The sequence below is a fragment of the Polaromonas sp. P1_G2 genome (assembly GCF_056405515.1).
The window spans coordinates 1-11512 of sequence record NZ_JBFUBY010000259.1 but is presented as its reverse complement, the minus strand read 5'-3'; the positions used below and the strand labels follow the sequence as shown (position 1 = coordinate 11512).

Genomic DNA, 11512 nt, shown 5'->3' with positions numbered 1-11512 from the left:
CAGCAGCACGATCAGGTTTTTGYGGTTCAGGAAGATGCCGATGACCGACAGCGCGAACAGCATCGCGCCCAGCGAAAGAAAATGTCCCAGGGTGAGCGTCATGCCTTCTTCTCCTCGGCGGCTGCGGGGGCCGCAGCCACAACGGGTGCGGGTATTACGGATTTCATCTTGACCAGGCTCACGCGGTCGGCGCGCTTGACCCGGATCTGCTCTGAAGGGTTCTGGTACTTGGAGTCTTTGCGCGCGCGCAGGGTCAGCGCGATGGCGGCAATGATGGCCACCAGCAGAATCACCGCGGCGACCTCCAGCGGGTAGAGGTATTCGGAGTACAGCAGCTTGCCGAGCTCCTTGGTGTTGGACACCTGCGCGCCTATCTGGCCCGCGGTGGTCGCGACTTTGGGTGGCTCACGGAAGCCGCCCATCAACACATAAGACATTTCCAGCGCGATGATGGCGCCGACGGAGCCGGCCAGCGGGAAATGTTTCCAGAAGCCTTTGCGGACACTGTCGATGTTGATGTCSAGCATCATCACGACGAACAGGAAGAGCACCATCACGGCGCCCACATAGACCAGCACCAGCGTGATGGCCAGGAACTCTGCCTTGAGGAGAATCCAGACGGCAGACGCCTGGAAGAACGCCAGCACGAGGTAAAGCGCCGCATGCACCGGGTTGCGCGCGGTAATCACCTTGAATGCCGCAAACAGCAGCACCGCGGCGAAAACATAAAAAAGACCTGTTTTAGCGTCCATGTTGTTGTGGATTCTTTCTTGAGCCAGCGGCCTGGGGTTCAGCGGTACTTGGCATCAGCCGCGCGGTTGGCGGCGATTTCGGATTCATACCGGTCGCCCACGGCGAGCAGCATCTCTTTGGTGAAATACAGGTCGCCGCGCTTTTCGCCGTGGTATTCAAAGATGTGGGTCTCGACGATGGAGTCGACCGGGCAGCTTTCTTCGCAGAAACCGCAGAAGATGCATTTGGTCAGGTCGATGTCGTAACGCGAAGTGCGGCGGCTGCCGTCTTCACGCACGTCGGATTCGATGGTGATCGCCAGCGCCGGGCACACCGCTTCGCAGAGCTTGCAGGCGATGCAGYGCTCTTCGCCGTTTTCATAGCGGCGCAGCGCATGAAGGCCGCGAAAACGCGGGCTCAGCGGAGTTTTCTCTTCGGGAAACTGGACCGTGATCTTGCGGCTGAACATGTACTTGCCGGTCAGGGCCATGCCCTTGAACAGCTCGGTGAGCATGAAGCTTGACGCAAAGTCTTTGATGGAGGCTACGGCGGACATAAGTCAGATTCCTGCAGAAATAAGGCGTGCACAAAGGCTCTTCAAGCCAGCAGGGGCCGCGGGACTGGCTTTGCCAGACCGCAGGCGCAGCGGCCCCCTCGGGGGGCAGAGAGCTACACGAAGTGAGCGAACGTGGGGGCTCATAGTCACTTCCAGATGTTGTAGGGGGTCTGCATCCAGGCCCCGACGACCACCAGCCAGACCAGGGTCACGGGAATGAAAATCTTCCAGCCCAGGCGCATGATCTGGTCGTAGCGAAAACGCGGGAAGGTGGCGCGCACCCACAGGAACATGGTGACCACCACAAAGGTCTTGGCGCCGAGCCAGATCCAGCCCGGGATGAAGCTCAACGCTTCGACCGGAGGCAGCCAGCCGCCCAGGAACAGCAGCACGGCCAGGATGGCGACCAGCCACATGTTGGCGTATTCGGCGAGGAAGAACATCGCGAAGGCCATGCCCGAGTACTCGACCATGTGGCCGGCCACGATTTCGGACTCACCTTCAACGACGTCGAACGGGTGGCGATTGGTCTCGGCCAGGCCGGAGATGAAATACACGACAAAGATCGGCAGCAGCGGCAGCCAGTTCCAGGACAGGAAGGTCCAGCCGTTGCTTGCCAGCATGCCCTTGCCCTGGCTCATCACGATGTCGGTCATGTTGAGGCTGCCGGACACCATGAGCACCACCACCAGGCAAAAGCCCATGGCGATTTCATAGCTGACCATTTGCGCCGAGGCGCGCATGGCGCCGAGGAAGGCGTATTTGGAGTTGGAAGCCCAGCCCGCGATGATCACGCCGTAGACCTCCAGCGAGGTGATGGCCATCAGGAACAGCAGGCCGGCATTGATGTTGGCCAGCGCGATCTCGGGCCCGAAGGGAATCACGGCCCAGGCGGCCAGGGCCGGCATGATGGTCATGATGGGGCCGAGCACGAACAGGCCTTTGCTGGCCGCCGTGGGGATAATGATTTCCTTGGTCAGCAGCTTGAGTGCATCGGCAATCGGCTGCAGCAAGCCGAAAGGCCCGACGCGATTGGGGCCGAGGCGAATCTGGGTGAAGCCGATGGCCTTGCGTTCCCACAAGGTGAGGTAGGCCACGAGGCCCATCAGCGGCAGCAGGACACAGACGATCTTGATGAGCGTCCACAGCACAGGCCATACGGTGGCCGGCCAGATGCCGCCCATCAGACCCTGGCCGAAGGCGAAGATTCCATCAATCATGCCGCCACTCCTTCGAGCTTCGCTCCGAGGCCAGCGGCCTGGCGGGCATCCGCCGTCAGCTGCAGCGACGTAGCGCGCCTGACCAGCCCGTCGAGCTGGTAGATGCTGGCCACGGCAGGCGCCTGGGCGGGAGCCGCCGACAGGTCGATAGCGGCCTGGGTGCCGTTGCCGAGCTTGTCCACGGGAAGCTGCGCCGCATCGGCACCTGCGACCTGCTTGAGCACATCCTGCGAGGACTCGAAATCAAAACCGGGCAGGTCCAGCAGGTTGGCGAGCACACGCAGCACCTTCCAGGCCGGACGGGTATCGCCCAGCGGCTTGACGACGGCATGGAAACCTTGCACGCGGCCTTCGGCGTTCACGAAGGTGCCGGGGGTTTCGGTGAAAGGCGCGATCGGCAGCAGCACGTCGCTGAAACCCATGTTGGCCTTGAAGGGGCTCAGCGTCACGACCATTTGCGCGGCGTTGAGCGTGGATTTGGCCCTGGCGCCCGCGGCCGAGTCGAACTCGGGTTCGTTGTTGAGCAGGATCACCGCCTTGAGCTGGCCGTCCAGCATCTGGCCTGCGTTGAGTCCCTTGCCTGAAGGCAAGGCGCCGGCCAGCTGGGCGCCCACGGTGTTGGCGGCTTCCGTGAGGTAACCCACGGTGGCGCCGGTCTGCGCGGCAATCCAGTTGGCAAGCGCCAGCAGGCTGGAGGCCTTGGCGTGGTGCGCCGCGGCATTACCCAGCAGGATGGCTTTGCGTTCGCCGCCCTGCAGGGACTTGGCAATGGCCTTGGCGGCATCGGTGGCATTGCCGGCTGCGGGCGCGGTGACGCCCTTGTCGGCGGCAATCGCGGCGGCCACGTCGGCCAGGGACTGGGCCCAGGCTTCGGGCGAAGCCAGCAGCGTGTTGGCGACGGGCATGGCCCACGCGTCGGCGCTTGCCAGTTCGGCGGCGGAGTTGATGGTGCTCAGCGCCCCGCCCTTGCGAACGGCCTGGCGTATGCGCTGCGCGAACAGCGGGTGATCCTTGCGCAGGTTGGAGCCGACCACCAGCACGCGCTGCAGCTGCGACAGCGAGGCGACGGAGGTGCCCAGCCAGCGGATGGCCGAAGGCGCGGCGAACTCGGCGTTGCGCAGGCGGTAATCGATGTTCTCGCTACCGAGGCCGCGCATCAATGAGGCAGCCAGGTAAAGCTCTTCGAGCGTGCTGTGCGGGCTGGCCAGGGTGCCTATGCTGCCGGCGCCGTGGTCGGCCTTACCTTGTTGCTCTTGACCTGGACGATCAGGTTGGCGCCGGTCGAATCGTGCGGGCTGACCGACTTGCGGCGCGACAGCTCCCAGGTACGGGCGCTGTAGCGGAAAGGCTTGCTGGTCAGCGCGCCGACCGGGCAGATGTCGATCATGTTGCCGGACAGCTCGGAGTCCACCGACATGCCGACGAAGGTTTCAATCTCGGCGTGTTCGCCGCGATGCGACATGCCGAGCTCCATCACGCCGGCCACTTCCTGGCCGAAGCGCACGCAGCGCGTGCAATGGATGCAGCGGCTCATCTCCTGCATGGAAATCAGCGGGCCGACGTCCTTATGGAAGACCACGCGTTTTTCCTCTTCGTAACGCGATTCGCTGCCGCCGTAGCCGACAGCCAGGTCCTGCAACTGGCACTCGCCGCCCTGGTCGCAGATCGGGCAGTCCAGCGGGTGGTTGATCAGCAGGAATTCCATCACGCCCTTCTGGGCCTTGATGGCTTTGTCGTTCTTGGTGCGCACGATCATGCCCTGGGTGACGGGCGTGGCGCAGGCCGGCATGGGCTTCGGCGCCTTCTCCACGTCGACCAGGCACATGCGGCAGTTGGCGGCAATGCTGAGCTTCTTGTGATAGCAGAAGTGCGGAATGTAGGTGCCGGCTTTTTCAGCCGCATGCATCACCGTGCTGCCCTCCAGCACTTCCACCTTCTGGCCGTCGAGTTCTATTTCAACCATATTTTTTTCTTTCCGGAACTCAGGCTTGCGCGGCGGCCGAAGCCTGGGATGCGGGAGCTTGATAGGCTGGCGTCTTGATCATGGCTTCAAACTCATGGCGGAAATGCTTGATCATGGCGCGCACCGGCATGGCCGCGGCATCGCCGAGTGCGCAGATGGTGCGGCCCTGGATGTTGTCGGCCACCGAGTTGAGCAGGTCCATGTCGGTTTGTTTGCCGTGGCCGTTGTGGATGCGGTCCACGACGCGCCAGAGCCAGCCCGTGCCTTCGCGGCAGGGCGTGCAYTGGCCGCAGGATTCGTGCATGTAGAAGTAAGACAGGCGCTTGAGCGACTCGACCATGCAGCGGCTGTCGTCCATCACGATCACCGCGCCCGAGCCCAGCATGGAGCCGGCCTTGGCGATGGAGTCGTAGTCCATGGTGCATTCCATCATGATGGAAGCCGGCAGCACGGGCGCCGAGGAGCCGCCGGGAATCACGGCCTTGAGCGTGCGACCCTTGCGCACGCCGCCGGCGAGTTCCAGCAGCTTGGAGAACGGCGTGCCCATGGGCACTTCATAGTTGCCCGGCAGCTCGACGTCACCGGACACCGAGTAGATCTTGGTGCCGCCGTTGTTGGGCTTGCCGCATTCGAGGTAGGCCTGGCCGCCGTTGCGGATGATCCAGGGCACAGCCGCGAAGGTCTCGGTGTTGTTGATGGTGGTGGGCTTGCCGTAGAGGCCGAAGCTCGCCGGGAACGGCGGCTTGAAGCGCGGCTGGCCTTTTTTGCCCTCGARCGACTCGAGCAGCGCGGTTTCTTCGCCGCAGATGTAGGCACCGAAGCCGTGCGAGGCGTGGAGCTGGAAGCTGAAGCCGCTGCCGAAAATGTTGTTGCCCAGCAGGCCGGCGGCGCGCGCTTCTTCCAGGGCTTCTTCAAAGCGCTGGTAGGTCGCGAAGATTTCGCCGTGGATGTAGTTGTAACCCACGCTGATACCCATGGCGTAGGCGGCGATCACCATGCCCTCGATCACGCTGTGCGGGTTGTACTGCATGATGTCGCGGTCTTTGCAGGTGCCCGGCTCGCCCTCGTCCGAATTGCAGACCAGGTATTTCTGACCCGGGAACTGGCGCGGCATGAAGCTCCATTTGAKSCCGGTCGGGAARCCCGCGCCGCCGCGGCCGCGCAGGCTGCCGGCCTTGACTTCAGCAATCACCTGGTCGGGCGTCATGCCCTCGCCGCCGTCTTGCTTGAGGATCTTGCGCAGGGCCTGATAGCCGCCGCGAGCCTCGTAGTCCTTGAGGCGCCAGTTGCTGCCGTTGAGGTCGGCCAGGATTTGCGGATTGATGTGCCGGCCGTGGAAGCAGGTCTGCACGCCGGTCGCCGAAAACTGGGACAGCACGCTCTGCGCGGCTGCGCTGTTGGGGGTCAGGGGTGCGAGCGTCATGGTTGCTTTGCCTCGGCGGATTGAAGGCCTTCGATGAGCTGGTCCAGCTTCTCGTTGCTCATGAAGCTGCACATGGTGAGATCGTTGACGAGCATCACCGGAGAATCCGCGCAGGCGCCCAGGCATTCGGACTGCTGCAGCGTGAAAAGGCCGTCGGCGCTGGTCTCGCCCATGGCGATGCCGAGCTTGTGCTCCAGGTGTTTGAGCGCCTTGGCGCCGTCGCGCAGCTGGCAAGGCAGGTTGGTGCAGACGTTGAGCTTGTACTTGCCAACGGGGCGCTGGTTGTACATGTTGTAGAAGGTGGTGACCTCGTGCACGGCGATCGGCGCCATGCCGAGGTATTCGGCCACGACCTTCTCGCTTTCGGCGCTGACGTAGCCGTGCTCTTCCTGCAGGATGGTCAGGCAGGCCATGACGGCCGACTGTTTCTGGTCCGCGGGGTATTTGGCGACTTCGCGGTCGAAGCGCGCTCTGGTTTGTTCAGAAATCATGGGGACTACCGGTCAATTTCACCGAACACAATATCCATGGTGCCGATCACGGCGACGGCGTCGGCGATCATGTGGCCGCGCGACATTTCGTCCATGGCCGCGAGGTGCGGGAAACCCGGCGGGCGGATCTTCAGGCGATAGGGCTTGTTGGCGCCGTCGCTGACGATGTAGATGCCGAACTCGCCTTTGGGGTGCTCGACCGCCGCATAGGCTTCGCCTTCGGGCACATGGAAGCCTTCGGTGAAGAGCTTGAAGTGGTGGATCAGCTCTTCCATGTTGGACTTCATGGATTCGCGATCCGGCGCGGCGACCTTGTGGTTGCTGGTGATCACGGGGCCGGGGTTCACGCGCAGCCAGTCGACGCACTGCTTGATGATGCGGTTGGACTGGCGCATTTCTTCGACGCGGACCAGGTAGCGGTCGTAGCAGTCACCGGTCTTGCCAACCGGGATGTCGAAGTCCATCTTGTCGTAGACGTCGTAGGGCTGTTGCTTGCGCAGGTCCCAGGCGAAACCCGAACCGCGAAGCATGGGACCGGTGAAGCCGAGGTTGAGCGCGCGCTCGGGCGAGACGACGCCGACGCCGACGGTGCGCTGCTTCCAGATGCGGTTGTCGGTCAGCAGGGTTTCGTATTCGTCGACGTAACCGGGGAACTTGTTGGTGAAGTCCTCGATGAAGTCGAGCAGCGAGCCCTGGCGGTTTTCGTTGAGCGCGGCGATGGCCTTGGCGTTCTTGACCTTGCTGACGCGGTACTGCGGCATGCTGTCGGGCAGGTCACGGTAAACGCCGCCCGGACGGAAGTAGGCCGCGTGCATGCGCGCGCCGGAGACGGCTTCGTACATGTCGAACAGCGCCTCGCGCTCGCGGAAGCAGTAAATCAGGATGTTCATCGCACCGCAGTCGAAACCGTGCGCGCCCAGCCACAGCAGGTGGTTGAGCAGGCGCGTGATTTCGGCATACATCACGCGGATGTATTGCGCGCGCACCGGCACGTCGACGCCCAGCAGCTTCTCGATGGCCAGGCAGTAAGCCTGCTCGTTGGACATCATGGAGACGTAGTCCAGCCGGTCCATGTAAGGCAGCGACTGGATGTAGGTCTTGCTTTCGGCGAGCTTTTCGGTGGCGCGGTGCAGCAGGCCGATGTGCGGGTCGGCGCGCTGGATTACTTCACCGTCAAGCTCGAGCACCAGGCGCAGCACGCCGTGCGCCGCGGGATGCTGCGGTCCAAAGTTGAGCGTGTAGTTTTTGATTTCAGCCATGTGGGTATCTCTTGCCGGCGCCGCTTACTGCAGGCCGCCGTAGTTGTCTTCACGGATCACGCGCGGGGTGATCTCGCGCGGCTCTATGGTGACCGGCTGGTAAATCACGCGCTTCTGCTCAGGGTCGTAACGCATCTCGACGTGGCCCGAGGTCGGGAAGTCCTTGCGGAAAGGATGGCCGATGAAACCGTAATCGGTCAGGATGCGGCGCAGGTCGTTGTGGCCTTCAAAGATGATGCCGTAGAGGTCGAAGGCTTCGCGCTCGAACCAGTTGGCCGAGTTCCAGATGCCGTTGAGCGAATCCACCAYGGGGAAATCGTCGTCGGGGYAGAACACCTTGAGGCGCACGCGCTGGTTGAGGCTGACCGACAGCAGGTGCGAGACCACGCAGTAGCGCAGGCCGTCGTACTGGCCGTCACGGTATTCGGAATAGTCGACGCCGCAGAGATCGATGAGTTGCTCGAAGCGGCAGCCGGGCGCATCGCGCAGCGTGGTGGCGGCCGCGAGGTAGTCGGCGGCGGAGACCGTGAGGGTAATTTCACCCAGCGCAGTCTTCAGGCTTTTGACCTTGTCGCCAAGGACGGCACGAATCGTTTCGGCGAGTTGCTCCATGGACACGGGAGAAGAGGACATGTCTTATGCCCTCGCAATCGTGTTGGTGCGGCGGATTTTCTGCTGCAGCTGGATGATGCCGTACATCAGCGCTTCGGCCGTGGGCGGGCAGCCGGGCACGTAGACGTCCACCGGCACGATGCGGTCGCAGCCGCGCACCACGGAATAGCTGTAGTGGTAATAGCCGCCGCCGTTGGCGCAGGAGCCCATGGACAGCACCCAGCGCGGCTCGGACATCTGGTCGTAGACCTTGCGCAGGGCCGGGCCCATCTTGTTGCACAGTGTGCCAGCCACGATCATCAAGTCGGACTGGCGCGGGCTGGGACGGAACAACATGCCGAAGCGGTCGAGGTCGTAGCGCGCCGCGCCCGCATGCATCATTTCGACGGCGCAACAGGCCAGGCCGAATGTCATGGGCCAGAGCGAACCCGTCTTGGCCCAGTTCACCACCGAGTCGTAACTCGTGGTCATGAAGCCTTCGTTGAAAACACCTTCAAGTGACATACCCGTACCTTTGTGGCGAGAACCGCCTAGAGAACCCTCGGGATTCTTAGCTTCTTATTCCCAGTCCAGCGCACCCTTTTTCCACTCGTAGACGAAGCCCACGACCAGAATGCCCAGGAAAATCATGACCGACCAGAAACCGACGGGGCCGATTTCCTTGAGCGCCACGGCCCAGGGAAAGAGGAAGGCGATTTCGAGGTCAAACAAAATGAAGAGGATGGCGACCAGGTAGTAGCGCACATCGAATTTCATGCGGGCATCTTCGAAAGCCTCGAAGCCGCATTCGTAAGGGGAATTTTTTTCGCTGTCGGGGCGCACAGGGCCCAACAAACGCCCCAGGACCTGGGGCACCACGCCGACACCCACACCGACCAGAATGAACAGGAGAACAGGAAGGTATTGATCGAGGTTCATCGTGGATTCAACTTCTGAAAAGCCACCTGCGCGGTTTGTTCAGCTTGCCGTTTAAGGCGACAGCATCGCCGGAGCGCTGCTGCCGATGCTTGTTCTGGTGCGGACGGCGAGACTCGAACTCGCACACCTTTCGGCACTACCCCCTCAAGATAGCGTGTCTACCAATTTCACCACGTCCGCGGTATTTAACTGACTGGATGGCATGAGGAAACCTTGCGGTTTTGGCTTTCCAGGCAGTCATAGAGTTTACCCTGAAATACCGCCTCCCCCGACGAGAGGCGGCAGCAAAAACACGTTATTTCGTCGGGATTTGCGCGGCGCCCGATGCGGCGGGCGCGGGTGTCGCTGGAACCGCTGCGCTGCCGCTCGCCGGTGCCGTGGTTGCGGGAATTTGGGCCGCGCCGGAAGCCGCACCGGCAGGCGCCGGTGCATGCAAAAAATAGCGCCGCGAGGACACCGGTAGTGCGCGACAGGAAGTTGGCGCTGCCGCTGGCGCCGAACAGGCTGCCGGAGCCGCCGCTGCCGAACGCCGCGCCCATGTCGGCGCCCTTGCCGTGCTGCACCAGGATCAGGCCAATCATGCCGAGCGCCGACAGCATTTGCACGGCGAGGACAATGGTCAATACTACGTTCATATCTACTCCTAAATTAATAGCGTTCTGCGCTCGTTACTTGCGGGCTGCAGCAATAATGGTCAAAAAATCGGGGGCTTTGAGCGAGGCGCCGCCAATCAGGCCGCCGTCGATGTCGGGCTGGGCCAGCAGCGTTGCCGCATTGGCAGCGTTCATGCTGCCGCCGTACAGGATTTTCACACGCGCGAACTGGTCCGTGGCGGCCTTCAACTGAGCGCGCAGCACCGCGTGCACAGCCTGGGCCTCTTCGGGTGACGCGGTCTTGCCGGTGCCTATGGCCCACACGGGCTCATAGGCCACGACGATTTCGCTGATGCAATGGCCGTTGGTGTGGATCACCGCGGCCAGCTGGCGCTTGACGACTTCTTCGGTGTGGCCGGCTTCGCGCTCGGCCAGCGTCTCGCCCACGCAGACGATGGGCGTGATGCCCGATGCCAGCGCGGCTTTGGCTTTCTCGGCCACCAGCAAATCGCTTTCGCCATGGTACTGGCGGCGTTCCGAATGGCCGACGATGGCAAAGCGGCAGCCGAAATCCTTGAGCATGGCGGCGCTCACCTCACCCGTGTAAGCACCCGAGGCTTGCGCCGAGACATCCTGCGCGCCCAGTTCGATGGACGCGAGGCCGGCCTGCGCGGAGTGCATGGCCTGCACCTGCGCCAGATAGGGCGCGGGAACGCAGACCGCCACTTCGCACGCGGCAGGCGCGGCGGCCAGGCCTTGCGACAGCGCGTCCAGCAGGGCCGCGTTGGCGGCCAGGCTGCCGTTCATCTTCCAGTTTCCCGCAATGAGTTTTTTCATCTTTGGCTCACCAGGTCAAGACAATTTTGCCGATATGTGAATTCGACTCCATCAGTGCATGGGCTTTGGCCGCATCGGCCGCCGCAAACGTGCTGTGGATGACGGGCTTGATCCGGCCCGCGGAAAGCAAGGGCCAGACTTTTTCCTTCAGCGCTTTTGCAATCGCCGCCTTGAACTCGATCGAACGCGGACGCAGGGTCGAACCGGTGATGGTCAGGCGCTTGCGCAGCACCAGGCCGGCATTGAGCTCGGCCTTGACGCCGCCTTGCACCGCGATGATGACGAGGCGGCCGTCTTCGGCCAGGCACTCGACTTCACGCGCCACGTAGCTGCCGGCCACCATGTCGAGGATGACGTTGACGCCCTGCCCGTTGGTCAGCTTTTTCACCTCTTCGGCAAAGTCGCTGGCCTTGTAGTTGATGGCGTGGTCAGCCCCCAGGGCGATGCAGGCCGCGCACTTGTCGTCGCTGCCGGCCGTAACCAGCACCGTGGCGCCCATGGCCTTGGCGATCTGGATGGCGGTGACGCCGATGCCGCTCGAGCCGCCCTGGATCAGCAGGGTTTCACCCGGCTGCAGGTGGGCGCGCTCGAAGACATTGCTCCAGACCGTGAAGAAGGTCTCGGGCAGCGAAGCCGCTTCGATGTCGCTAAGGCCCTCAGGCACCGGCAGACATTGCCCCACGGGCGCGACACACAGTTCGGCATACCCCCCGCCCGCCACCAACGCGCAGACACGGTCGCCGGGCTTGAGGCCGGCAGCGGCCATGGCTTGCGCATCGCCGGAGACGATCACGCCGGCCACTTCAAGGCCCGGGATGTCGGAGGCACCCGGCGGCACAGGGTAGTTACCCATGCGCTGCAAGACGTCGGGGCGGTTCACACCGCTGGCGCTCACGCGGATCACCACC

Annotated in this window: 11 protein-coding genes, 1 tRNA gene and 3 pseudogenes; all 15 read right to left on the bottom strand. The window is 63.0% G+C overall.

Annotated features, from left to right (window positions below; all coding sequences use genetic code 11):
- Positions 1-102, bottom strand: a pseudogene (locus AC1D0P_RS20645) (NADH-quinone oxidoreductase subunit NuoK); the annotation flags it as partial.
- Positions 99-752 carry an NADH-quinone oxidoreductase subunit J gene (locus tag AC1D0P_RS20640; RefSeq protein ID WP_477678457.1) on the bottom strand — a complete coding sequence of 218 codons (654 nt, stop codon included), beginning with the start codon at positions 750-752 and terminating at the stop codon, positions 99-101. The pseudogene AC1D0P_RS20645 and the gene AC1D0P_RS20640, both read right to left, overlap by 4 nt.
- 38 nt (positions 753-790) lie before the next feature.
- Entirely contained in the window at positions 791-1288 is a 498-nt protein-coding gene (nuoI, locus tag AC1D0P_RS20635) for an NADH-quinone oxidoreductase subunit NuoI (protein WP_477678456.1), read from the bottom strand.
- A 146-nt stretch (positions 1289-1434) separates the two neighbouring features.
- Positions 1435-2508 carry an NADH-quinone oxidoreductase subunit NuoH gene (gene nuoH / locus AC1D0P_RS20630; protein WP_477671598.1) on the bottom strand — a complete coding sequence of 358 codons (1074 nt, stop codon included), beginning with the start codon at positions 2506-2508 and terminating at the stop codon, positions 1435-1437.
- Positions 2505-4471: pseudogene (locus AC1D0P_RS20625) on the bottom strand (NADH-quinone oxidoreductase subunit G). The gene nuoH and the pseudogene AC1D0P_RS20625 overlap by 4 nt, the downstream one beginning before the upstream one ends.
- Positions 4472-4490: 19 nt before the next feature.
- Positions 4491-5894, bottom strand: a complete 1404-nt coding sequence (gene nuoF / locus AC1D0P_RS20620; RefSeq protein ID WP_477678455.1) for an NADH-quinone oxidoreductase subunit NuoF — start codon at positions 5892-5894, stop codon at positions 4491-4493.
- On the bottom strand, positions 5891-6385 hold the full coding sequence (gene nuoE, locus AC1D0P_RS20615) for an NADH-quinone oxidoreductase subunit NuoE (RefSeq protein WP_436155273.1): 495 nt from the start codon (positions 6383-6385) through the stop codon (positions 5891-5893). Before nuoE ends, nuoF begins: the two co-directional genes overlap by 4 nt.
- Positions 6386-6390: 5 nt before the next feature.
- Positions 6391-7644, bottom strand: coding sequence for an NADH-quinone oxidoreductase subunit D (locus AC1D0P_RS20610; protein ID WP_436155274.1), 1254 nt, complete (start codon positions 7642-7644; stop codon positions 6391-6393).
- Positions 7645-7668: 24 nt separating this feature from the next.
- Positions 7669-8277: an NADH-quinone oxidoreductase subunit C gene (locus AC1D0P_RS20605; RefSeq protein ID WP_477678454.1), complete on the bottom strand. Its 609-nt coding sequence runs from the start codon at positions 8275-8277 to the stop codon at positions 7669-7671.
- Between the two features lie 3 nt (positions 8278-8280).
- Positions 8281-8760, bottom strand: a complete 480-nt coding sequence (locus tag AC1D0P_RS20600; RefSeq protein ID WP_007864469.1) for a NuoB/complex I 20 kDa subunit family protein — start codon at positions 8758-8760, stop codon at positions 8281-8283.
- A gap of 54 nt (positions 8761-8814) precedes the next feature.
- The gene (locus AC1D0P_RS20595; protein WP_007864471.1) at positions 8815-9174 is read right to left on the bottom strand and encodes an NADH-quinone oxidoreductase subunit A; all 360 of its coding nucleotides are present in this window, start codon (positions 9172-9174) and stop codon (positions 8815-8817) included.
- A 95-nt stretch (positions 9175-9269) separates the two neighbouring features.
- Positions 9270-9354, bottom strand: a tRNA-Leu gene (locus tag AC1D0P_RS20590).
- A gap of 115 nt (positions 9355-9469) precedes the next feature.
- A pseudogene (secG, locus tag AC1D0P_RS20585) lies at positions 9470-9809 on the bottom strand (preprotein translocase subunit SecG).
- A 33-nt stretch (positions 9810-9842) separates the two neighbouring features.
- Entirely contained in the window at positions 9843-10604 is a 762-nt protein-coding gene (gene tpiA / locus AC1D0P_RS20580) for a triose-phosphate isomerase (RefSeq protein ID WP_477678453.1), read from the bottom strand.
- A 7-nt stretch (positions 10605-10611) separates the two neighbouring features.
- Positions 10612-11512, bottom strand: a 901-nt coding sequence (locus AC1D0P_RS20575; protein WP_477678452.1) for an NAD(P)H-quinone oxidoreductase, incomplete at its 5' end; no start/stop codon positions are given.